22 protein-coding genes are annotated in these 23,422 nt (G+C 59.1%); 17 read left to right on the plus strand and 5 right to left on the minus strand.

Going from position 1 to position 23,422, the window contains the following annotated elements; all coding sequences use genetic code 11:
* The first annotated feature begins 13 nt into the window (after positions 1-13).
* Together argE and argA are read left to right on the plus strand one after the other, a co-directional pair.
* Complete coding sequence (gene argE, locus AB4O08_RS13880; RefSeq protein ID WP_176331949.1) at positions 14-1,162, plus strand: acetylornithine deacetylase; 1,149 nt, start codon at positions 14-16, stop codon at positions 1,160-1,162.
* A gap of 135 nt (positions 1,163-1,297) precedes the next feature.
* Complete coding sequence (gene argA, locus AB4O08_RS13885) at positions 1,298-2,599, plus strand: amino-acid N-acetyltransferase (RefSeq protein ID WP_010207355.1); 1,302 nt, start codon at positions 1,298-1,300, stop codon at positions 2,597-2,599.
* Positions 2,600-2,709: 110 nt separating this feature from the next.
* Here the strand turns inward: argA and tauA are convergent, their stop codons facing one another.
* Positions 2,710-3,696 (minus strand): taurine ABC transporter substrate-binding protein, encoded by a 987-nt coding sequence (tauA, locus tag AB4O08_RS13890; RefSeq protein WP_176331950.1) that lies wholly within the window; start codon positions 3,694-3,696, stop codon positions 2,710-2,712.
* Between the two features lie 370 nt (positions 3,697-4,066).
* Between tauA and AB4O08_RS13895 the strand changes: the two genes are divergently transcribed.
* A complete protein-coding gene (locus AB4O08_RS13895; protein ID WP_010207352.1) occupies positions 4,067-5,431 on the plus strand; it encodes an OprD family porin in 1,365 nt (454 codons plus the stop codon).
* 273 nt (positions 5,432-5,704) lie between these two features.
* Positions 5,705-6,343, plus strand: coding sequence for a peroxiredoxin (locus tag AB4O08_RS13900; RefSeq protein WP_010207351.1), 639 nt, complete (start codon positions 5,705-5,707; stop codon positions 6,341-6,343).
* Between the two features lie 120 nt (positions 6,344-6,463).
* Here AB4O08_RS13900 and AB4O08_RS13905 read toward each other — a convergent pair whose 3' ends face one another.
* Positions 6,464-6,661, minus strand: coding sequence for a hypothetical protein (locus AB4O08_RS13905; protein ID WP_137205802.1), 198 nt, complete (start codon positions 6,659-6,661; stop codon positions 6,464-6,466).
* On the opposite strand from AB4O08_RS13905, the gene ssuE reads away from it, so the two are divergent.
* From ssuE to AB4O08_RS13935, 6 genes are all read left to right on the plus strand, one after another.
* Positions 6,660-7,253, plus strand: a complete 594-nt coding sequence (gene ssuE, locus AB4O08_RS13910; RefSeq protein WP_010207349.1) for an NADPH-dependent FMN reductase — start codon at positions 6,660-6,662, stop codon at positions 7,251-7,253. The genes AB4O08_RS13905 and ssuE overlap by 2 nt on opposite strands.
* 107 nt (positions 7,254-7,360) lie before the next feature.
* Positions 7,361-8,329, plus strand: coding sequence for a sulfonate ABC transporter substrate-binding protein (locus AB4O08_RS13915; protein WP_010207347.1), 969 nt, complete (start codon positions 7,361-7,363; stop codon positions 8,327-8,329).
* A 25-nt stretch (positions 8,330-8,354) separates the two neighbouring features.
* A complete protein-coding gene (ssuD, locus tag AB4O08_RS13920) occupies positions 8,355-9,503 on the plus strand; it encodes an FMNH2-dependent alkanesulfonate monooxygenase (protein WP_010207346.1) in 1,149 nt (382 codons plus the stop codon).
* 9 nt (positions 9,504-9,512) lie between these two features.
* Positions 9,513-10,301 carry an aliphatic sulfonate ABC transporter permease SsuC gene (gene ssuC / locus AB4O08_RS13925; protein ID WP_010207345.1) on the plus strand — a complete coding sequence of 263 codons (789 nt, stop codon included), beginning with the start codon at positions 9,513-9,515 and terminating at the stop codon, positions 10,299-10,301.
* Positions 10,298-11,104, plus strand: coding sequence for an aliphatic sulfonates ABC transporter ATP-binding protein (gene ssuB / locus AB4O08_RS13930; protein WP_010207344.1), 807 nt, complete (start codon positions 10,298-10,300; stop codon positions 11,102-11,104). The genes ssuC and ssuB overlap by 4 nt, the downstream gene beginning before the upstream one ends.
* A 28-nt stretch (positions 11,105-11,132) precedes the next feature.
* Complete coding sequence (locus tag AB4O08_RS13935) at positions 11,133-11,348, plus strand: TOBE domain-containing protein (RefSeq protein WP_003213899.1); 216 nt, start codon at positions 11,133-11,135, stop codon at positions 11,346-11,348.
* A gap of 109 nt (positions 11,349-11,457) precedes the next feature.
* Here the strand turns inward: AB4O08_RS13935 and AB4O08_RS13940 are convergent, their stop codons facing one another.
* On the minus strand, positions 11,458-12,099 hold the full coding sequence (locus AB4O08_RS13940; RefSeq protein ID WP_010207342.1) for a TetR/AcrR family transcriptional regulator: 642 nt from the start codon (positions 12,097-12,099) through the stop codon (positions 11,458-11,460).
* Between the two features lie 218 nt (positions 12,100-12,317).
* Positions 12,318-13,694: a glutamine synthetase family protein gene (locus AB4O08_RS13945; protein ID WP_010207341.1), complete on the minus strand. Its 1,377-nt coding sequence runs from the start codon at positions 13,692-13,694 to the stop codon at positions 12,318-12,320.
* A gap of 597 nt (positions 13,695-14,291) precedes the next feature.
* Here AB4O08_RS13945 and AB4O08_RS13950 point away from each other — a divergent pair.
* The 7 genes from AB4O08_RS13950 to AB4O08_RS13980 all read left to right on the plus strand — a co-directional run bounded on the left by AB4O08_RS13950 (position 14,292) and on the right by AB4O08_RS13980 (position 22,622).
* Complete coding sequence (locus AB4O08_RS13950; RefSeq protein ID WP_003176780.1) at positions 14,292-15,650, plus strand: glutamine synthetase family protein; 1,359 nt, start codon at positions 14,292-14,294, stop codon at positions 15,648-15,650.
* Positions 15,651-15,708: 58 nt separating this feature from the next.
* Positions 15,709-17,073, plus strand: coding sequence for an aspartate aminotransferase family protein (locus AB4O08_RS13955; RefSeq protein ID WP_010207340.1), 1,365 nt, complete (start codon positions 15,709-15,711; stop codon positions 17,071-17,073).
* Positions 17,074-17,271: 198 nt separating this feature from the next.
* Complete coding sequence (locus AB4O08_RS13960; protein ID WP_010207339.1) at positions 17,272-18,366, plus strand: polyamine ABC transporter substrate-binding protein; 1,095 nt, start codon at positions 17,272-17,274, stop codon at positions 18,364-18,366.
* A gap of 153 nt (positions 18,367-18,519) precedes the next feature.
* Positions 18,520-19,614, plus strand: a complete 1,095-nt coding sequence (locus AB4O08_RS13965; protein ID WP_010207338.1) for a polyamine ABC transporter substrate-binding protein — start codon at positions 18,520-18,522, stop codon at positions 19,612-19,614.
* 67 nt (positions 19,615-19,681) lie between these two features.
* Positions 19,682-20,824: an ABC transporter ATP-binding protein gene (locus AB4O08_RS13970; protein WP_010207336.1), complete on the plus strand. Its 1,143-nt coding sequence runs from the start codon at positions 19,682-19,684 to the stop codon at positions 20,822-20,824.
* Positions 20,821-21,741 (plus strand): ABC transporter permease subunit, encoded by a 921-nt coding sequence (locus tag AB4O08_RS13975; protein WP_010207335.1) that lies wholly within the window; start codon positions 20,821-20,823, stop codon positions 21,739-21,741. Before AB4O08_RS13970 ends, AB4O08_RS13975 begins: the two co-directional genes overlap by 4 nt.
* A complete protein-coding gene (locus AB4O08_RS13980; protein ID WP_010207334.1) occupies positions 21,738-22,622 on the plus strand; it encodes an ABC transporter permease subunit in 885 nt (294 codons plus the stop codon). The genes AB4O08_RS13975 and AB4O08_RS13980 overlap by 4 nt, the downstream gene beginning before the upstream one ends.
* 123 nt (positions 22,623-22,745) lie before the next feature.
* On the opposite strand, the gene AB4O08_RS13985 is transcribed toward AB4O08_RS13980, so the two are convergent.
* Entirely contained in the window at positions 22,746-23,387 is a 642-nt protein-coding gene (locus tag AB4O08_RS13985; protein WP_010207332.1) for an HD domain-containing protein, read from the minus strand.
* Positions 23,388-23,422: the final 35 nt, after the last annotated feature.

The raw sequence follows: 23,422 nt of genomic DNA on the forward strand, positions 1-23,422 counted from the left end.
TGAGAGACCGCGCATGCCGTTACCGTCCATGAAAGAGCAGTTCGCCGCATTGATTGCAGCGCCTTCTGTGAGTTGCACCCAGGCATCTCTCGACCAGACCAACCGCCCGGTGATCGATTTGCTTGCCAGTTGGCTGGGGGACCTGGGGTTCGCCATCGACATCCAGCAAGTCAGCCCTGGCAAGTTCAACCTGCTGGCCAGCTTGGGCAGTGGTCCCGGTGGCCTGGTGCTGGCGGGGCATAGCGACACGGTCCCCTATGACGCCGCACTGTGGAAGACCGATCCGCTCAAGCTGACGGAAGTCGACGGCCGCTGGGTGGGACTGGGCAGTTGCGACATGAAAGGCTTTTTCGCCCTGGCCATCGAAGCAGTGCTGCCCCTGCTGGACCAGCCGTTCAAGCAGCCGCTGCTGATCCTCGCCACCTGCGATGAAGAAAGCTCCATGTCCGGTGCCCGTGCATTGGCCGAGGCAGGGCGTCCGCTGGGCCGTGCAGCGGTGATTGGCGAGCCGACCGGGCTCAAGCCGATCCGCTTGCACAAAGGCGTGATGATGGAACGCATCGACATTCTCGGTCAAAGCGGCCATTCGTCGGATCCCAGCCTGGGCCACAGCGCCCTCGAAGCCATGCACGACGCCATCGGCGAACTGCGTGGCCTACGCCTGGGCTGGCAGCGCGAGTATCGCAACCCACAGTTCAGCGTGCCGCAGCCGACCATGAACTTCGGCTGCATCCACGGCGGCGATAACCCCAACCGCATCTGCGGCCAGTGTTCCCTGGAGTTTGATCTGCGACCTTTGCCGGGCATGGATCCCGAGGTGCTACGCGCCGCGATCCGGCAGAAGCTTGAACCGCTCGCCGAGCGCCATCAGGTCAAGATCGACTACGCGCCACTGTTCCCCGCGGTCCCTCCCTTCGAGCAACCGGAAGACACCGAACTGGTGCGGGTGGCGGAACGATTGACCGGCCATCGTGCCGAAGCAGTAGCGTTCGGCACCGAAGCGCCTTATCTTCAGCGCCTTGGTTGTGAAACCCTGGTGCTCGGCCCCGGCGACATCGCGTGCGCCCACCAGCCGGGCGAGTACCTCGAAATGTCACGCTTGACGCCTACAGTGCGTCTATTGCGGGAACTGATCGAACATTACTGCCTGAAGCCTGCATAAATTAACCCCTGATTGTTCGTACATAGAAGGAGAGTGAGCGTGTCGCCAAGCCTGTTCCGACGATAACCATCAGCCCGCTGTGCGTTTTCACGACTCATCCTTTTTCGGCTGCTTTTTATTACAGGCCCAGGTTCCATGCCCGACTACGTAAATTGGCTTCGTCACGCTTCCCCTTACATCAACGCGCACCGCGACTGCACCTTTGTGGTCATGCTGCCCGGCGACGGTGTGGAACATCCCAACTTCGGCAACATCGTCCACGACCTGGTGTTGCTCCACAGCCTCGGCGTGCGCCTGGTATTGGTCCACGGCTCGCGCCCACAGATCGAAGCGCGCCTTGAAGCCCGTGGCCTGACCCCGGCTTACCACGAAGGCTTGCGCATCACTGATGCGGCAACGCTGGAGTGTGTGATCGACGCGGTTGGCCAACTGCGTATCGCCATTGAAGCGCGCCTGTCCATGGACATGGCGTCGTCGCCAATGCAGGGTTCGCGCCTGCGGGTAGCCAGCGGCAACCTGGTCACCGCGCGTCCTATCGGAGTATTGGAAGGTGTGGACTACCACCACACCGGCGAAGTGCGCCGCGTCGATCGCAAGGGTATCAATCGCCTGTTGGACGAGCGTTCCATCGTGCTGCTGTCGCCATTGGGGTACTCGCCTACCGGTGAGATCTTCAACCTGGCCTGCGAGGACGTCGCTACCCGCGCCGCCATCGACCTGGGTGCCGACAAGCTGCTGCTGTTTGGCGCAGACATGGGCCTGATCGATGAAAACGGTCGTTTGGTGCGCGAACTGCGTCCGCAACAAGTGCCCGCACACCTGCAGCGCCTGGGCAGCAGCAACTACCAGGCCGAGCTGTTGGATGCGGCCGCGGAGGCCTGCCGTGGCGGAGTAGGGCGCAGTCATATTGTCAGCTACGCCGAAGACGGCGCGTTGCTCACCGAACTGTTCACCCGCGACGGCGGCGGTACGCTGGTGGCCCAGGAGCAATTCGAACTGGTGCGCGAAGCGGCGATTGAAGATGTCGGTGGCTTGCTCGACCTGATCAGCCCGTTGGAAGAGCAGGGCATCCTGGTGCGCCGTTCGCGGGAAGTGCTGGAGCGCGAGATCGAGCAATTCAGCGTGGTGGAGCGCGAAGGCATGATCATCGCCTGCGCGGCGCTGTATCAGATCGCGGATTCGAATGCGGGGGAGCTGGCGTGCCTGGCGGTGAACCCGGAATATCGCCACGGCGCGCGCGGAGATGTATTGCTGGAGCGTATCGAATCCCGTGCCCGAGCCCAGGGGTTGAAGACCTTGTTTGTCCTCACCACCCGCACCGCCCACTGGTTCCGTGAGCGGGGGTTTGAGCCGAGCAGCGTGGACCGTCTGCCGTCGGCGCGGGCTTCGCTGTACAACTATCAGCGCAATTCGAAGATTTTCGAAAAGGCGCTGTAACCAAAAGCTGGGGCTGGCTTGTGTGGGAGCTGGCTTGCCAGCGATAGCATCACCTCGGTTCAACCGAGGCGCTTGCATCGCAGGCAAGCCAGCTCCCACAGGGAGCGCATTTATTTCGAGATAAATGTGTCGGTCACGAAGGCCGAGTAATCCGGCAATACCGTTTCAACCTTCCCTTGTTCCTTCAAGAACTTCGCCGTCTCCCCAATCGCCTTTGCTGTCCCGCCTTTAAGCAGCGCATCGGTTTGCTGTGCTTGCGCGTCTGGGAACGTCGTCCCGGCGAGCAGTTCAGGAATGTCCACAGCATTTGAGCCTGTCAGTTTCGCGATTTTCTGGACCGGCTCGGAATCCACGGTCCAGCCGTCCTTATGGGCCGCATACTCGGCAAATGAATCCAGCGTAACCTTGGCGAACTTGGCCACTATGTCAGGATGTTTTTCCGCAAAATCCTTGCGCGCCACCCACACTTCAAACGTCGGCGCGCCCCACTGACCCACCTGGGCCGCGTCTGTCAGGGTCTTGCCGGTCTTGCGGATTTCGCCCAGGGCCGGCGACCACACGAATGCACCGTCGATATCGCCGCGTTTCCACGCGGCGGCAATTTCGGCCGGTTGCAGGTTCACCACCTTGACTTGCCTGGTGTCCAGGCCCCAGTGCTTCAGTGCGCCGAGCAGGCTGTAATGCGAGGTTGAAACAAATGGCGTAGCGATGGTTTTGCCGATCAGATCCTTGGGTGCGTCAATGTGGCTGCCGTTACGCACTACCAATGCTTCAGAAGTATTGATCTGGGCCGATACGATGAACGCGACGATGGGTAGATTGCGAGAAGCCGCTGCCGCGAGGGGGCTGGAACCGAGATTGCCAATCTGCACATCGCCTGAGGCAATAGCGGTTACGACTTCCGGCCCACTGTTGAAACGGCGCCAGGCGATTTTCTCGCCGATGGCCTTCTCATAGAGGCCGTCGGCCTGTGGGACTTTGCTGGGATCGATGCCGGTTTGGTAGCCGATGGTTAAATCGGCCGCTTTGACACCAAAAGAAAGTATTAGTGACACAAAAACTGTAACAAATTGACGGGAGGATGTGCGTTTGGCCATGATGGCGTCGCCTTTTTGATCGTGGGTGACGTATGCAACTGTACGGCCACACTAATCGATCTAAAAAAGTGCTAACAAATACCCTTTAGGAATTAGCTTATGGAGCGGTTCGTCTAACCTGACAGGCCAGCATCATGGAAAGGCTTATTCCCAAATCGTATGAAAAAGAATGAAATAATTCTTTTTGGGTGTATGAAAAACTCATTACCCTGCAGGGACCAAATCAACTGCGATTAGACGAAGGTAGTAGACATACAAGGTTACGATTGACTTGGTAGTCACTATCTGGCGCTAATCGCGCATCTGTGGATCGAGGGCGTCAGACCCGAGACCAAAGAAATACAAAAATTAGAAATGAGAGGAGCGGTACATGAAGAAGTCCACCTTGGCACTGGCTGTAGCCCTGGGCGCAATCGCTCAGCAAGCAGGCGCTGCCGGTTTCGTTGAAGACAGTAAAGCAACACTGGGTCTGCGTAACTTTTACATCAATACCGACAACCGTAACGGTACCGGCGCGAACAAGAACGAAGAATGGGGTCAAGGCTTCGATCTGCGTTTCATCTCCGGTTATACCCAAGGCACTGTTGGCTTCGGTGTTGACGCTATTGGCCTGCTGGGTGTTCGCCTGGATTCGGGCGGCGGCACCAACGGCGCCACCAAGCCAAGCGGCGCCAACCCAGGCTCCTACGGCGGCACCATCTTCCCTAGCGAGCATAACGGCAAGGCCGTTAATGACTACTCCAGCCTGGGTTTGACGGCCAAAGCCAAGATCTCTCAGACCGAACTGAAGCTGGGTACCTTGCAGCCTAAGTTGCCTGTGATCATCACCAACGATGGTCGTCTGTTGCCACAGACGTTCCAGGGTGGCCAGATCACTACCAACGATATCAAGGACCTGACGCTGGTCGGCGGTCAGATCGAAAAAGCCAAGGGCCGTAACTCCAGCAGCAACGAAAACCTGTCGTTGTCGGGTGCTAACAGCCGTGGCGCTACCTGGCGTGACAGCAACAAATTCATCTACGCCGGTGGTGACTACAAGATCACCAAAGACCTGACTGCCCAGTATTACTACGGCAATCTGGAAGACTTCTACAAGCAGCACTTCCTGGGTCTGACCCACAACTGGGCTATCGGCCCGGGTGTTTTGAAGTCTGATCTGCGTTACTTCAACAGCTCCGATGATGGCGCCAACGGTAACGAATCCGCTTACTTCACCACTGGCAACTACCAAGGCTTCCGCGCCGGTAAGGGCAAGGTCGACAACAATCTGTACAGCGGCCTGTTCCTGTACACCGTTGCCGGTCACACCTTCGGTGGTGGTTATCAAGTCAGCAACGGCAGCAGCGACTTCCCTTGGTTGAACCAGGGCGACGGTTCGTCGGCTTACCTGACCACTGACATGCAGATCCAGAAGTTTGCCCGTGCCGGCGAACGTACCTGGCAAGCTCGCTACGCTTATGACTTCGCCAAGGTTGGCGTTCCTGGTCTGACCGCCGGTGTTGTCTACCTCAAAGGCAGCGACATCGACACCGTAGCTAACACCGCTTCTCGTACACAGTTCAACGGTCAGTCCGAATGGGAACGTGACATCACCGTTGCCTACGTGATTCCAGAAGGTCCGCTGAAAAACCTCGGCGTGGCGTGGAAGAACGCTATGTGGCGCACCGACATCGCTGGCGCGCGTGATCAAGACGAAAACCGTCTGATCGTCAGCTACTCGATCCCGCTGTTGTAAGCCTGTAAAACCTTGCCCGGCGCAACGCCGGGCAGGGTGTCTTGCCGTTCAAGTCGGGCTAAACCCCCGCAAGCCCTTCCTGAACCCCTCTTTGTACAGCGTCTCAAGGCCTTCTCGAACCTTGGAAACGATGTTGCTCTTCGCCTTTGCCTACGTCCAATGAACAGATTTTTAATATTCCTTTATCGTCTAGATAAATCGATATTTATTCTTTTTAAATAATCCGCAAACCATGCACAGTGGGTTCCATAAGCACTCATCAGGAGCCACACCATGAGCCTAAGACTGGGCGATATCGCCCCCGACTTCGAACAGGATTCCAGCGCCGGCAAAATTCGTTTCCACGAGTGGCTGGGCGATAGCTGGGGTGTGTTGTTTTCCCACCCGGCGGACTTTACCCCGGTGTGCACCACCGAGCTGGGTTTCACCGCCAAGCTCAAGGACGAATTCGCCAAGCGCGGCGTCAAGGCTATCGCCCTGTCGGTTGACCCGGTGGACTCGCACCACAAGTGGATCGAAGACATCAACGAAACCCAGAACACGGTCGTCAACTTTCCGATCCTGGCCGACGCCGACCGTAAAGTGTCCGACCTGTACGACCTGATCCACCCCAACGCCAGTGACACCCTCACCGTGCGTTCCTTGTTCGTGATCGACCCGAACAAGAAGATCCGCCTGACCATCACCTACCCGGCCAGCACCGGCCGCAACTTCCACGAAATCCTGCGCGTCATCGACTCGCTGCAACTGACCGACAACCACAAGGTCGCCACGCCCGCCAACTGGCAGGACGGTGATGAGGTGGTGATCGTGCCGTCACTCAAGGATGAGGACGAGATCAAGCAGCGCTTTCCGAAGGGTTACCGGGCGGTGAAGCCGTATCTGCGGCTTACCCCTCAGCCGAATCGTTAACGCAGGCCCAATGTGGGCGCGAGCTTGCTCGCGAAGGCAGGCTGTCAGTCGATGCATCCTTTAATGACACACCACTTTCGCGAGCAAGCCCGCTCCCACATGTAAATCGCATTTCAAGGCTCACACAGCAGGGGTTTTCAGGCCGTTTTTACGGCCTTTTTTTTCGTCCGGTGATTCATCATCTGCATATTTCTTTAAGGAATAAACAAATGAAAAAATAAGATTTATAGATATATAAATCAGCTGATAAGGTCTGTTCCATCTTGGCGCTATCGCCACACAGCGAACCGCTGACACCTGCGCAAGGAATTCCTGCATGTTGGTCGTAACACTTGGAGGCAGTCCCAGCCAGCGCTCCCGCTCAGGGGTGCTGCTGGATAAAACCCGTCAGTGGTTGCAAGAAAAAGGCGTCGAAGTGGTGAGTTACCAGATACGGGATTTCCCGGCTGAAGACCTGCTGCATGCGCGCTTCGACAGTCCCAAGGTCATCGACCTGCTGCAACAAGTGGCTAATGCAGATGGCCTGGTGATCGCCACGCCGGTGTACAAGGCTTCGTTCTCCGGCGCGCTGAAAACCGTGTTGGACCTGCTGCCCGAGCGCGCCCTGGCCCACAAGGTCGTGTTGCCGATGGCCACGGGTGGCAGCATCGCCCACATGCTGGCCGTGGACTATGCCTTGAAGCCGGTGCTGTCGGCGCTGAAGGCACAGGAGTTGCTCCACGGTATCTTTGCCGAGGACAGTCAGATCGCTTACGGCGAAGGCAGTGCCCAGGCACAACTGGTGCCGGTACTCGAACACCGTTTGCACGAGGCACTGGAGACGCTGTACGACGCCATGGCCCGTCGCCCGAAACCGCTGGACCCTCACGTGTTGAATGAACGTTTGTTGAGTGCTCGCTGGAGCATTTAAGCCACACCGAAATGTAAAACCGAAATGTAAAAAACTCACCTTACTCAGCCGCCAACGGCCAAGCAGGTGCAGCCAACCCCCTAAACGCATTATTTGGAGAGAGCGCCATGCGCACTGTCATCTTGCGTCGTGGTCTGGTCGCACTGTTTGCTGCGGCTGTGTCCTTCGGCGCCATTGTTCAAGCTCAAGCCGCCGAGACCTTGCGGATCGGTTATCAGAAGTACGGCACGCTGGTGCTGCTCAAGGCCAAGGGCACGTTGGAAAAACGTTTGGCTGCCCAAGGCGTGAACGTGCAGTGGACTGAGTTCCCTGGCGGCCCGCAATTGCTGGAAGGCTTGAACGTCGGCTCCATCGACTTCGGCGTGACCGGCGAAACCCCACCGGTCTTCGCCCAGGCAGCCGGTGCCGACTTGCTCTACGTGGCCTACGAGCCGCCTGCACCGACCAGCGAAGCGATCCTGGTGCCGAAAGATTCACCGATCAAATCCGTGGCTGAGCTCAAGGGCAAGAAAGTCGTGCTCAACAAAGGCTCCAACGTGCATTACCTGTTGGTACGTGCCTTGGAAGATGCCGGCTTGAAATACACCGACGTGCAGGCCGTGTTCCTGCCGCCCGCCGATGCCCGTGCCGCCTTCGAGCGTGGCAGCGTGGACGCCTGGGTCATCTGGGACCCGTACCAGGCCGCCGCCGAAAAACAACTGCAAGCCCGCACCCTGCGTGATGGCACCGGCATCGCCGACAATCACCAGTTCTACCTGGCGACAAAGCCATACGCCCAACAGCACCCCGAAGTGATCAAGGCGCTGGTGGAGGAGGTACGCGCCGTGGGCGAATGGTCCAAGGCCAACCCACAGGAAGTGACTGAACAAGTGGCGCCGCTGCTTGGCCTGCCGGCTGACATCACCCTGACCTCGGTGAAACGCCAAGGCTACGGTGCACTGTTCCTGACCCCTGAAGTGGTGGCGGCCCAGCAGAAGATCGCCGACAGCTTCTACCAACTCAAACTGATCCCCAAGCCCTTGAACATCAAGGACGTGATCTGGACGCCACCCGCCGCCGTGGCCACAGCGCCGTAATGCGACTTCTTCAGGAGACAACTCCATGAGCCTCACTATTTTCTGGTTCCTGCCTACCCACGGCGACGGCCATTACCTTGGCACTGCCGAAGGCGCTCGCGCCGTTGACCACGGTTACCTGCAGCAAGTGGCCCAGGCCGCTGATCGCCTGGGTTTCGGCGGGGTGCTGATCCCTACCGGGCGCTCCTGCGAAGACTCGTGGCTGGTGGCCGCCTCGCTGATCCCGGTGACCCAGCGTCTGAAATTCCTTGTCGCACTGCGCCCCGGGATCATTTCCCCGACGGTAGCGGCGCGTCAGGCAGCAACCCTGGATCGTCTGTCCGGTGGCCGTGCGTTGTTTAATCTGGTCACCGGCGGTGATCCGGAAGAACTGGCCGGTGACGGCTTGTTCCTCAGCCACGAAGAGCGCTACCAGGCCTCGGTGGAATTCACCCGTATCTGGCGCCGTGTGCTGGAAGGCGAAACCGTGGATTACGACGGCGAGCACATCCGCGTCAAAGGCGCCAAGCTGCTTTACCCGCCGATCCAGCAACCGCGCCCGCCGCTGTACTTCGGTGGTTCTTCCGAAGCGGCCCAGGACCTGGCAGCCGAGCAGGTGGAAATGGTGCTGACCTGGGGCGAGCCGCCGGCGGCCGTCGCGGAAAAAATCGAACAGGTGCGGGCCAAGGCCGCAAAACTCGGACGCACCGTGCGCTTCGGTATTCGCCTGCATGTGATCGTGCGTGAAACCAACGATGAAGCGTGGAAAGCCGCCGACAAACTGATCTCCCATCTGGACGACGACACCATCGCCCGTGCCCAGGCCTCCCTGGCGCGTTTCGATTCCGTCGGCCAGCAGCGCATGGCCGCCTTGCATGGTGGTAACCGCGACAACCTCGAAGTCAGCCCCAACCTGTGGGCCGGCGTCGGCCTGGTCCGTGGCGGTGCGGGCACCGCGCTGGTGGGCGATGGCCCAACGGTGGCGGCACGCGTGAAGGAGTACGCAGCGCTGGGCATCGACACCTTTATCTTCTCCGGTTATCCACACCTGGAAGAGTCGTATCGCGTCGCGGAGCTGCTGTTTCCCCACCTGGATATCGAGCGTCCCGAGCTGCCGAAAAGCGCCGGCTACGTGAGCCCGTTTGGCGAGATGGTCGCCAACGACATCCTTCCCAAAGCTGCGTCACAGAGCTAAGGCAGCGCCATGAACTATGAAAAATTGAGCCACCGTGTGGCGCCCTGGGTACTGCCGGTTCTATTGCTGGTGGTGTGGCAGTTGTCGGTATCGGCGGGCTGGTTGTCGACCCGTATCCTGCCGGCCCCCAGCGCAGTGATTGAAGCCGGTATCAACCTGGTCGCCAGCGGCGAAATCTGGACCCACCTGGCCATCAGTGGCTGGCGTGCCGGCCTGGGTTTCCTGATCGGTGGCAGCATCGGCCTGGCCCTGGGCTTCATCACCGGCCTGTCGAAGTGGGGCGAACGCCTGCTGGACAGCTCGGTGCAGATGATCCGTAACGTGCCGCACCTGGCACTGATCCCGCTGGTGATCCTGTGGTTCGGCATTGACGAGACGGCGAAGATTTTCCTGGTCGCCCTCGGCACGCTGTTCCCGATCTACCTCAACACCTATCACGGCATCCGCAACGTTGATCCGGCACTGGTGGAAATGTCGCGCAGCTATGGCTTGTCCGGGTTCAGCCTGTTCCGCCAGGTGATCCTGCCGGGCGCGCTGCCGTCGATCCTGGTGGGCGTGCGCTTTGCCCTGGGCTTCATGTGGCTGACGCTGATCGTGGCGGAAACCATCTCGGCCAGTGCCGGTATCGGTTATCTGGCGATGAACGCCCGTGAATTCCTGCAAACCGATGTGGTGGTACTGGCCATCGTCATGTACGCCATCCTCGGCAAACTCGCGGACCTGGCGGCTCGTGGCCTGGAGCGTGTGTGGCTGCGTTGGCACCCGGCGTATCAAGTGAACAAAGGCGGTGTGGCATGACAGCTCAACAACCCCCGCGCCTGCTGAAGGGCATTCCCCTGGCGGTACGCAAGTTGCGCAAGGCCTTTGGCGCGCGCGAAGTGCTCAAGGACATCGACCTGCATATTCCGGCCGGCCAATTCGTGGCGGTGGTCGGGCGCAGCGGTTGCGGCAAAAGTACCTTGCTGCGCCTGCTGGCCGGTCTGGATAAGGCCAGCGGCGGCGAGCTGCTGGCCGGTTCCGCGCCATTGAGCGAAGCGATTGAAGACACGCGGCTAATGTTCCAGGAAGCACGGCTGCTGCCGTGGAAGAAGATCATCGACAACGTGGGGCTGGGGCTTAAAGGCGACTGGCGCCCCAAAGCGCTGGAAGCCTTGGAAGCGGTCGGCCTGGCTGAACGTGCCAATGAATGGCCGGCGGCGCTGTCCGGCGGGCAGAAGCAACGCGTGGCCCTGGCCCGCGCGCTCATCCATCAACCGCGTTTGTTGCTGTTGGATGAGCCGTTGGGCGCGCTGGATGCCTTGACCCGTATCGAGATGCAGCAACTGATCGAAAACCTGTGGCAGAAGCACGGTTTCACCGTGTTGCTGGTCACCCACGATGTCAGTGAAGCCGTGGCGATTGCCGACCGGGTGATCCTGATCGAAGACGGTGAAATCGGTTTGGACCTTATCGTCGACCTGCCACGCCCACGTGCCCGGGGCTCACATCGCCTGGCCGCGCTGGAAGCCGAAGTGCTCAACCGTGTGTTGTCCCTGCCGGGCTCACCGCCGGAACCCGAACCTGTTTCACCGCTGCCTACGCAATTGCGCTGGGCTCAATAACTCGCTTGTCCCATGAAGAGAGAACGACATGACTATTAAAGCTATCAACGTGCGTAACCAGTTCAAAGGCACCATCAAAGAAATCGTCGAAGGCGACGTGCTGTCGGAGATCGACGTGCAGACCGCTTCCGGCATCGTCACTTCCGTGATCACCACCCGTTCGGTCAAAGAGCTGGAGCTGGTGATTGGCAGCGAAGTGATTGCCTTTGTGAAGTCCACCGAGGTGTCGATCGCCAAGTTGTGATCGAGGATCGTTGTCGCTTTCGAGATCGCCTTCGCGAGCAAGCCCGCTCCCACATTTTGATGTGTGAACGGGCTTGCTCGCGAAGAGGCCGCCCCAATCGGTACAAGACTTAGTGCGCAGCCGGCCGCTTAGGCAAATACGCCGGTAAATAAAGCCCCACATACGCATCAAACACCCGCATCCCTTCATCCGCCATGCGTGGCGTAATCAGCCCATGCTGATGCACCGAGCGCGCATACACGCGGTCGCTCAACTCCAGCGCCAAGGCAAACACGTCCACATCGCTGGGCAATGTCGGCACTTCAAAGTGACGGTTGAACACGGTGAGCATCAAGTCACCCAGTTCCAGGTCATGCTGACGGTCGGCCTGGGTCACTTCGGTAAGCCCGTGCTGCGCCAGGATCAACTGGCGCGCGGCGGCGTCATGATCATAGATAGTGAGCATGCGCTGCTCGACGATGTAGGACAGGTCGCGCCAGTGTTTGAGTGAGTCATGCTCGATGGGCGCCTGGATGGCTGCCCGGAAAGCGGCGTGCACGTCAGCGGTCAACGCCTCCAGCAATGCGGGCACGCTGGCGAAGAAGTGATACACCGACGACGGTGGGATCTGCGCCCGCTCGGCCACGCTGTAGATCGACAAACCCGCCACGCCTTCGGCAGCCAGCAAAGTGCGGGCAGCGTCGAGGATCGCGTCGATCCGGGCCTGGCTGCGAGCGCGGGGTTTGCGAGGGGCGGCGGGGCGGGTGGTCATGGAAGTCTCCTACAAGGCAGCGGGCATTGTATGAGCAGGAAGGTGTGTTGTCTGCCAGGCCGCCATCGCAGGCAAGCCAGCTCCCACATTTTGATCTGTGAATACATTCGAATGTGGGAGCTGGCTTGCCTGCGATGAAGCCAACTCGATCTAACTGAAAAAAACACAAAAAAAGCCGCAAACCCCTAAGGTCTGCGGCGTTTTTTTTCAGCAACCGTTTAAACGGTATGCAGGTACCAGTTGTACTCAAGGTCGGAGATGGAGTGTTCGAACTCCTCCAGCTCACTTTCCTTACAGGCGACGAAGATATCGATGTACTTAGGATCGATGTACTTGGCCATCACCTCGCTGTCGTCCAACTCACGCAGGGCATCGCGCAGGTTGTTCGGCAGGCTCTGTTCGTTCTGCTCGTAGCTGTTGCCTTCCACCGGTGCGTTCGGCTCGATCTTGTTGGTCAGGCCGTGGTGCACGCCTGCCAGGACCGAAGCCATCAGCAGGTAAGGGTTGGCGTCGGCGCCGGCCACGCGGTGTTCGATACGCACCGCGTCGGACGAGCCGGTCGGTACGCGGATCGCCACGGTACGGTTGTCCAGGCCCCAGCACGGCGAGTTCGGCACGTAGAATTGTGCGCCGAAACGACGGTAGGAGTTGACGTTGGGGCACAGGAACGCCATTTGGGCGGGTAGGGTCTCCAGCACACCGCCGATCGCGTGACGCAATGCGGCGTTCTGCTCGGGATCCTCGCTGGCAAAGATGTTCTTGCCGTCTTTGTCCAGGATCGAAATGTGCACGTGCAAACCGTTGCCTGCCTGGCCTGGGTAAGGCTTGGCCATGAAGGTAGTGTCCATCTCATGGTCGTAGGCGATGTTCTTGATCAGGCGCTTGAGCAGCACCGCGTAGTCGCAAGCCTTGATCGGGTCGGCCACGTGGTGCAGGTTCACTTCGAACTGCGCCGGGGCACTTTCCTTGACGATGGCGTCGGCCGGGATGCCTTGCTCTTTTGCACCTTCCAGAATGTCCTGGAGGCAGTCGACGTATTCGTCGAGGTCGTCGATCAGGTAGACCTGTGTCGAGTGCGGGCGTTTGCCGGAGATAGGCGAGCGGGGCGGTTGTGGGCGGCCGTTCACGTTCTCCTGGTCGATCAGGTAGAACTCAAGCTCGAAGGCGGCGCAGATGGTCAGACCGAGGTCGTCAAATTTGCTTACAACTTGGCGGAGCACTTCGCGCGGATCGGCGAAGAAAGGTTCACCTTCAAGTTCGTGCATGGTCATCAACAATTGCGCGGTAGGGCGCTTTTGCCAAGGTTCATTGCACAGGGTGTCGGGGATTGGATAACAGATTCGGTCAGCATCACCGATGTCCAGGCCCAGGCCGGTGCTTTCCACCGTAGAGCCGTTGATATCCAGGGCAAATAAAGAGGCAGGCAGGTTAATGCCCTTCTCGTAAACCTTGTGGAGGCTGGTGCGTTCGATGCGCTTGCCGCGCACCACACCATTCATATCCGCAATTAGAAGGTCTACGTACAGAACCTCAGGATGATCCTTAAGGAACGCGTTCGCTTCGTTAAGCTGAACGGCACGCGGGGGTACCGACATGATGCAACACCTTTGTTGTTAAAAATATCAATCATTGATCTTTTCTGGTTTCAGTCAACCCGAACGGCATGCCGAAGTCAAGCGAGGCCTTTTTTGCCCTAAAAAAGCGCCACGAAGGCTTTTTTGGGGCTTTTTGGGGCGGTTTTTTGGGTTTGAAGGGCTTGGGACTCGCAGGCTTGAGCGGGCCGTGTTGTATTTTTTACGGGGGTGTTGTGTAAAAAAATGAACAAGGCTAAGCTCGATTCAAACCCATAACAGCAATAATACCGGGGTGCTTCATGTGTCACCTGCCGCCCAACGGCGTCTTGGCCTGCTTCAGTCAGGCTGTGTCACCCGTCCAATCCTCCCGCGTGAACGCCCGCGCACCGGCCAATATTCTTGACGCCCGGCCCGACCTCTTTCTTGCCTCCTCATTTGCCACAGAACGGCATGCGCCTCGCCTGCTGCTCAAGATTGCGCACAACTTTGGCGTGAGGAATGCAACGCAGCAGCAAATGGCAGGTAAGCTCCTACCCTGAATGAAAAAACGACGCGGATGCTGCGTCAACCAACGCCTGGCCTTTAATGGATGCCAGGAAACCCAGCCCAGAGGCATTTATGAGTAACAACCTCGACCAGCTCACCGATTGGTTGAAAGACCACAAGATCACAGAAGTCGAATGCATGATTGGCGACCTCACCGGTATCACCCGGGGCAAGATCTCGCCGACCAACAAGTTCATCGCCGAAAAAGGCATGCGCCTGCCCGAGAGCGTGCTGTTGCAGACCGTGACCGGCGACTATGTCGAAGACGACATCTATTACGAATTGCTCGACCCGGCCGACATCGACATGATCTGCCGCCCCGACCAGAACGCGGTGTTCCTGGTGCCCTGGGCCATCGAGCCCACCGCCCAGGTGATCCACGACACCTACGACAAGCAAGGCAACCCGATCGAGCTGTCGCCGCGCAACGTGCTCAAGAAAGTCCTCAAGCTCTACGCCGACAAAGGCTGGCAGCCCATTGTGGCGCCGGAGATGGAGTTCTACCTGACCAAGCGCTGTGAAGACCCGGACTTCCCGCTGCAACCGCCGATTGGTCGTTCCGGCCGTCCGGAAACCGGCCGGCAGTCTTTCTCTATAGAAGCCGCCAACGAATTCGACCCATTGTTCGAAGACGTCTACGACTGGTGCGAGCTGCAGGAGCTGGACCTCGACACCCTGATCCACGAAGACGGCACCGCGCAGATGGAAATCAATTTCCGTCACGGCGATGCCCTGTCCCTGGCCGACCAGATCCTGGTGTTCAAGCGCACCATGCGAGAAGCCGCGCTCAAGCACGACGTGGCCGCCACTTTCATGGCCAAGCCGATGACTGGCGAGCCGGGCAGCGCGATGCACCTGCACCAGAGCATCATCGACATCGCTACTGGCAAGAACGTCTTCTCCAATGAAGACGGGACCATGAGCCAGCTGTTCCTCAACCACATTGGCGGCCTGCAGAAATTCATCCCTGAATTGCTGCCGCTGTTCGCCCCCAACGTGAACTCGTTCCGCCGCTTCCTGCCGGACACCTCGGCGCCGGTGAACGTGGAGTGGGGCGAAGAAAACCGCACCGTCGGCCTGCGTGTTCCGGATGCCGGCCCACAGAACCGTCGCGTGGAAAACCGCCTGCCGGGCGCTGACGCCAACCCGTACCTGGCGATCGCCGCCAGCCTGTTGTGCGGCTACATCGGCATGGTCGAAGGCCATAACCCGAGCGCGCCGGTGGTGGGTCGTGGTTACGAACGGCGCAACCTGCGCCTGCCGTTGACCATCGAAGACGCCTTGGAGCGCATGGAAAACAGCAAGACCATCGAAAAATACCTGGGTCAAAAATTCATCACGGGCTACGTCGCGGTCAAGCGGGCCGAGCATGAAAACTTCAAGCGCGTGATCAGTTCGTGGGAGCGGGAATTCCTGCTCTTCGCCGTCTGATGCGCCGGGCGCGTCCTTCACACGGCGCGCCCTCACCTGAAAAGTCTAGGAGATTGGTATGTCCAGCAACAACCCGCAAACCCGTGAATGGCAAGCCTTGAGCAGTGATCACCACCTGGCGCCGTTCAGCGACTTCAAGCAGTTGAAAGAGAAAGGCCCGCGCATCATCACCAAAGCCCACGGCGTCTACCTGTGGGACAGCGAAGGCAACAAGATCCTCGACGGCATGGCCGGCCTGTGGTGCGTGGCGATCGGTTACGGTCGCGATGAACTGGCAGACGCCGCCGCCAAGCAGATGAAAGAACTGCCGTACTACAACCTGTTCTTCCAGACCGCTCACCCGCCGGTGCTGGAGCTGGCAAAAGCCATTTCCGACATCGCGCCGGCCGGCATGAACCACGTGTTTTTCACCGGTTCCGGCTCCGAAGGCAACGACACCATGTTGCGTATGGTCCGCCACTACTGGGCGATCAAGGGCCAGCCAAACAAGAAAACCATCATCAGCCGCAAGAATGGCTACCACGGCTCCACGGTGGCCGGCGCCAGCCTCGGCGGCATGACCTATATGCATGAGCAGGGCGACTTGCCGATCCCGGGCATCACCCACATCGCACAGCCGTACTGGTTTGGCGAAGGCGGCGACATGAGCCCCGAAGAGTTCGGTGTATGGGCCGCCAACCAGTTGGAAGAAAAGATTCTGGAATTGGGCGTGGACAACGTCGGTGCCTTTATTGCCGAGCCGATCCAGGGCGCCGGTGGCGTGATCGTGCCGCCTGCGACCTACTGGCCGCGCATCAAGGAAATCCTCGCCAAGTACGACATCCTGTTCATTGCCGACGAAGTGATCTGCGGTTTCGGCCGCACCGGTGAGTGGTTCGGTAGCGATTTCTACGACCTCAAGCCGCACATGATGACCATCGCCAAGGGCCTGACGTCGGGTTACATCCCGATGGGCGGCCTGATCGTTCGCGATGAAGTGGTGGAAGTCCTCAACGAGGGCGGTGATTTCAACCACGGCTTCACTTACTCCGGTCACCCGGTTGCGGCGGCAGTGGCGCTGGAAAACATCCGCATCATGCGTGATGAAAAAATCGTTAATCGTGTGCACGACGAAACGGCACCGTATTTGCAGAAACGTCTGAGGGAATTGGCGGATCATCCGCTGGTGGGCGAAGTGCGTGGTGTGGGTATGCTCGGTGCCATTGAACTGGTACAGGACAAAGCCACGCGCAAGCGTTACGAAGGCAAGGGCGTTGGCATGATTTGCCGTACGTTCTGCTTTGAAAATGGCCTGATCATGCGCGCCGTGGGCGACACCATGATCATTTCGCCACCGCTGGTGATCAGCAAGGCAGAAATCGACGAGTTGGTGACCAAGGCTCGTCAGTGCCTGGACCTGACTTTGGCGGCACTGCAGGGCTAAGTGCTAGGCTCAGGACGCAGCGGCTTTCGGGCGCTGCGTCTGAGCAGTCAGAAATATGAGGGCCTTGGTTGAAAGCCGGCCCTTGAACTTGCCAGACTGTCGCCCTGTTTTGTTGCCCTTTGGCTGGGCCTCGAAACATATGAAGCTTGTGGCCCAAAAAAGAAAAAATTGGAGCATCACCAAATGAAGGCATTAGGTTTGAAGAACGCTGGCAAGACCCTCCTCGCGTTGTCCCTGATGGGCGCAATGGCGGGCGCGGCCCAGGCAGACGACAAAGTGCTGCACGTCTACAACTGGTCCGACTACATTGCACCGGACACCATCGCCAACTTTGAAAAAGAGTCCGGCATCAAAGTGGTGTACGACGTGTTCGACAGCAACGAAACCCTGGAGGCCAAGTTGCTGGCAGGCAAGTCCGGTTACGACATCGTCGTACCGTCGAACAACTTCCTCGCCAAGCAGATCAAGGCCGGTGTCTACCAGGAGCTGGACAAGTCCAAGCTGTCCAACTACGACAACCTGAACAAGTCCCTGCTTAAAGCCGTGTCGGTCAGCGACCCGGACAACAAGCACGCCTTCCCGTACATGTGGGGCTCGATCGGCATCGGCTACAACCCGGAGAAGGTCAAGGCCGCGCTGGGCGTGGACAAGATCGATTCGTGGGACGTGCTGCTCAAGCCAGAGAACATCGCCAAGCTGAAAAGCTGCGGCGTGAGCTTCCTCGATTCGCCGACCGAAATGCTGCCGGTGGCACTGCATTACCTGGGCCTGCCAACCGACACGCAGAAGAAAGCTGATCTGAAACAGGCCGAAGACCTGTTCCTGAAAATCCGTCCTTCGATCGGCTACTTCCACTCGTCCAAGTACATCTCCGACCTGGCCAACGGCAATATCTGCGTGGCCGTGGGTTACTCGGGTGACATCGAACAGGCCAAGTCCCGTGCGGCTGAAGCCGGTGGCAAGGTCAAAGTGGCCTACGACATTCCGAAAGAAGGTGCTGGCAGCTTCTTCGACATGGTCGCCATCCCCAAAGATGCCGAGAACGTCGACGCCGCCTACAAGTTCATGAACTACCTGCTCAAGCCGCAAGTCATGGCTGAAATCACCAACAGCGTGCATTTCCCGAACGGTAACGAGAAAGCCACCGCACTGGTCGACAAGGAAATCACCAGCGACCCGGGCATCTACCCGCCAGCGGACGTACAGGCCAAGCTCTACGCCATTGCTGACCTGCCGGCTGCGACCCAGCGTGAAATGACACGCAGCTGGACCAAGATCAAGTCCGGTAAATAACCGGTCTTTGCTAACCACCGCGCCTGGCGCGGTGGTTATCGAAACAATTAAATGACAGAAAGTTTTGCCGGATCGGTTTATCGAGGGTAAGTTGCGCGCCGGTTTTGTTGCCGGGCAACAACTTTGGGCCCAACTATTTAAGAGGACCTCCACTTGCCAATTTCTTTATTTCGCAAAGCCATGCTGGTGGGTGCAGGTATCACGCTGACGTTGAGCGTGCAGGCCGCACCGACTGTGCATATTTATAACTGGTCGGATTACATCGGCACCGACACCCTGGCCAACTTCGAAAAGGCCAGCGGCATCAAGCCTGTGTATGACGTGTTTGATTCCAACGAAACCCTGGAAGGCAAGCTGCTGGCCGGGCGTACCGGTTACGACGTGGTGGTGCCGTCCAACCACTTCCTGGGCAAGCAGATCAAGGCCGGGGCGTTCCAGAAACTCGACAAGTCATTGCTGACGAATTACGCCAACCTCGACCCGGCGCTGCTCAAACGCCTGGAAAAGAATGACCCCGGCAACCAGTACGCCGTGCCGTACCTGTGGGGCACCAATGGCATCGGCTACAACGTCGATAAAGTGAAGGAAGTGCTGGGCGTCGACCATATCGATTCCTGGGCCGTGCTGTTCGAGCCGGAGAACATGAAGAAGCTGGCGACCTGCGGCGTGTCGTTCATGGACTCGGCGGATGAAATGCTGCCGGCGGTGCTCAATTACATGGGCCTGAACCCTAACAGTACGAACCCGGACGATTACAAGAAGGCCGAAGAGAAGCTGCTGAAAGTGCGGCCGTACGTGACCTACTTCCATTCTTCCAAATACATTTCGGACCTGGCCAACGGCAACATCTGCGTGGCGGCAGGTTTCTCCGGCGATGTGTTCCAGGCCAAGGCCCGCGCGGCGGAGGCCGGCAAGGGCGTGAACATCGCCTACACGATTCCGAAAGAAGGCGGCAACCTGTGGTTCGACGTGCTGGCCATCCCCAAGGATGCCACCAACGTCAAAGAGGCCCACGCCTTCATCAACTATTTGCTGCAACCTGAGGTGATCGCCCAGGTCAGTGATTACGTCGGTTACGCCAACCCTAACCCAGGGGCGGACAAGCTGATGGAGCAATCGATACGCACGGACGAGGCGGTTTACCCACCGCAGGCGGTACTCGACAGGACATTCGTCAACTTCGAGCTACCCCCGAAAGTGCAACGTTTGATGACCCGTAGCTGGACCAAGGTCAAGACGGGCAAGTAAGGCTCAACCTATCCAAGGTTCGTCCGTATTGGACGTTCTGCACTCTTTTTTTCTGGGAGTTTCGTAAATGGCAGTTGCCTCCGGCGCCTATAAGAAAGCCCTCGAAGGGGACCAGACACCGAAGAAGGTGCTGGTCAAAATCGACCGGGTCACGAAGAAGTTCGACGAGACGATTGCCGTGGACGATGTGTCCCTGGAAATCAAGAAAGGCGAGATCTTCGCCCTGCTCGGCGGTTCGGGTTCGGGCAAGTCCACCTTGCTGCGCATGCTCGCCGGTTTCGAGCGCCCGACTGAGGGCCGTATCTACCTCGACGGCGAAGACATCACAGACATGCCGCCCTACGAGCGGCCGATCAACATGATGTTCCAGTCCTACGCCTTGTTCCCACATATGACCGTGGCTCAGAACATCGCCTTCGGCCTGCAACAGGACAAGATCCCCAAGGCCGAGATCGACGCCCGCGTGGCCGAGATGCTCAAGCTGGTGCAGATGAGCCAGTACGCCAAGCGCAAGCCGCACCAGTTGTCCGGCGGTCAGCGTCAGCGTGTGGCCCTGGCCCGTTCCCTGGCCAAGCGCCCGAAACTGTTGCTGCTCGATGAGCCCATGGGCGCTCTCGACAAGAAGCTGCGTTCGCAGATGCAGCTGGAACTGGTGGAAATCATCGAGCGCGTCGGCGTGACCTGCGTGATGGTGACCCACGACCAGGAAGAGGCCATGACCATGGCCGAGCGCATTGCGATCATGCACCTGGGCTGGATCGCCCAGATCGGCAGCCCGATCGACATCTACGAAACGCCAACCAGCCGTCTGGTGTGCGAGTTCATCGGCAACGTCAACATCTTCGACACCCAAGTGGTCGATGACGCCGAAGGCCACGCGGTGCTCAAGTGCCCGGACCTGGACCGCGACATCTACGTGGGCTACGGCATCGCCACTTCGGTGGAAGACAAGTCGGTGACCTACGCGATTCGCCCGGAAAAACTGCTGGTCACCACCGAAATGCCGACCTGCGAGCACAACTGGTCCAGCGGCAAGGTGCACGACATCGCCTACCTGGGCGGCCACTCGGTGTTCTACGTGGAGCTGCCGAGCGGCAAACTGGTGCAGTCCTTCGTTGCCAACGCCGAGCGTCGTGGGCAGCGGCCGACCTGGGGTGACCAGGTTTACGTGTGGTGGGAAGACGACAGCGGCGTGGTACTTCGCTCATGAACATGAAGAAGCTCAAGCGCCGCCTGCAACGAATAACGCCCAGTGGCCGTCATGCGGTCATTGGCATTCCCTTCCTGTGGCTGTTCCTGTTCTTCATGCTGCCGTTCTTCATCGTCCTGAAGATCAGTTTTGCCGAAGCCGACGTCGCGATTCCGCCGTACACCGAGATCTACACGTTCGTTGAGCAGAAACTGCAGTTGGTGCTCAACCTGGGCAACTACGCGATGCTCGGCGACGACGAGTTGTACATCGCCGCGTACCTGGGCTCGCTGAAAATGGCGTTCTTCAGCACGCTGCTGTGCCTGCTGATCGGTTACCCGATGGCCTACGCCATTGCCAGTGCGCGCAAAGAGATGCAGACCGTGCTGGTGCTGCTGATCATGATGCCGACCTGGACCGCGATCCTGATCCGCGTGTATGCGTGGATGGGCATTCTCAGCAATAACGGCCTGCTCAATGGCTTCCTGATGTCCATGGGGTTGATCAACGAACCGCTGCAGATCCTCAACACCAACATCGCGGTGTACATCGGCGTGGTCTATTCGTACCTGCCGTTCATGATCCTGCCGCTGTACGCCAACCTGGTGAAGCACGATCAGAGCCTGTTGGAAGCCGCATCCGACCTGGGTTCGAGCACCTTCAACAGCTTCTGGAAGATCACCGTGCCGCTGTCCAAGAATGGCATCATCGCCGGCTGCATGCTGGTGTTCATCCCGGTGGTGGGCGAGTTCGTGATCCCGGAACTGCTGGGCGGCCCGGAAACCCTGATGATCGGTAAAGTGTTGTGGCAAGAATTCTTCAACAACCGTGACTGGCCGGTGGCCTCTGCCCTGGCGGTGGTGATGCTGGCGATCCTGATCGTGCCGATCATCCTGTTCAACCGCAGCCAAGCCAAAGAGATGGAGGGCAAGATATGAAGCGCTTCAGTTTCTCGAGTTTCATGCTGGTGGCGGGGTTGTTGTTTATCTACCTGCCGATGCTGATCCTGGTGATCTACTCGTTCAACGAATCCAAGCTGGTGACGGTGTGGGGCGGTTGGTCGATCAAGTGGTACGTAGGCCTGCTGGACAATACCCAGTTGATGGGCTCGGTGGCGCGCTCCCTGGAAATTGCCTGCTACACGGCGGTGGCCGCAGTGGCGTTGGGTACGTTGGCGGCCTTCGTGCTGACGCGCATCAGCCAGTTCAAGGGCCGCACGCTGTTCGGCGGCCTGGTGACCGCGCCGTTGGTAATGCCGGAAGTGATCACCGGTCTGTCGCTGTTGCTGCTGTTCGTGGCCATGGCACAGATGATCGGTTGGCCCCAGGAGCGTGGCATCGTCACCATCTGGATCGCCCACACCACGTTCTGTGCGGCGTATGTGGCGGTGGTGGTGTCGGCGCGCCTGCGTGAGCTGGACCTGTCGATCGAAGAGGCGGCGATGGACCTGGGGGCGCGGCCGTGGAAGGTGTTCTTCCTGATCACCATCCCGATGATCGCGCCATCGTTGGCGGCGGGCGGCATGATGTCGTTCGCACTGTCCCTGGATGACCTAGTGCTGGCGAGTTTCGTGTCGGGTCCGGGGTCGACCACCCTGCCGATGGAAGTGTTCTCGGCGGTGCGCCTTGGGGTTAAGCCTGAGATCAACGCCGTGGCCAGCCTGATTCTGTTGGCAGTGTCGCTGGTGACCTTCCTGGTGTGGTTCTTCAGCCGTCGTGCCGAAGAACACCGCAAGAAAGCCATCCAGCAAGCGATTGAAGAAGCGGCGGCAGATGGCTGGAAACAGCCGGACAAGCGCCGGGCGCCTGCACCGGTCTGATCCGGATCAAACTGTGGGAGCGGGCTTGCTCGCGAATACGGTGTATCAGTCACCAGATGTATCGACTGATCCAACGCATTCGCGAGCAAGCCCGCTCCCACATTTGATTGCGTTTCAGGCTGATTAAGCCGTCCAGGGGGATGTGCGGATGACCTCGACAAAATTCATCGGCTTGAACCCCGGCTCCTGATCCACCAAGACATCCGTCTTCACGTTGCCAAACGTGGTCTGCGGGCGATGGCGCAAGCCGTCGGCAAAGGCGCAGATAATGCACTCCTTGAACCCTTCACCGCGTGGGTGCGCATGCACCACGGCTTCGCGCTGCACGGTTGAAAACGCGGCGTAGTCCATGCCCAGCACGTCCATTTCCACACCGGCCGTCACCAGCGCCACGGTCGGGCGCAGATGCTGCGGCACGCCCGGCGTGGTGTGCAGGGCGATGGATAGCCACACCTGTTCGATATCGTCATCGCTCAGCCCGTAAGGCTTGAGGAAGGCAGCGGCGGCGTTGGCACCGTCGACTTCGAAGCGCTCGTTGTCACTGCGATGACCTTCGACCAGGCCCAGGTCGTGGAACATCGCGCCGACGTAGAGCAACTCCGGGTTGTAGGCGAGTTGCTTGCGTTCGCCGCTCAAGGCGCCGAACAGAAAGACCCGGCGGGAGTGGTGGTAGAGCAGGTCCGATTCGACGTCGCGGATGTATTCGGTGGTGGCTTTGGCCAGGGCGCTGTCCGGGATCTGGATGCCGGCGATGGTGGTGCTCATGGGTGTTCTCCTCTGTAAAGTCCCCAGTCTGGTCG

It is taken from the genome of Pseudomonas sp. H3_E07 (assembly GCF_054668895.1).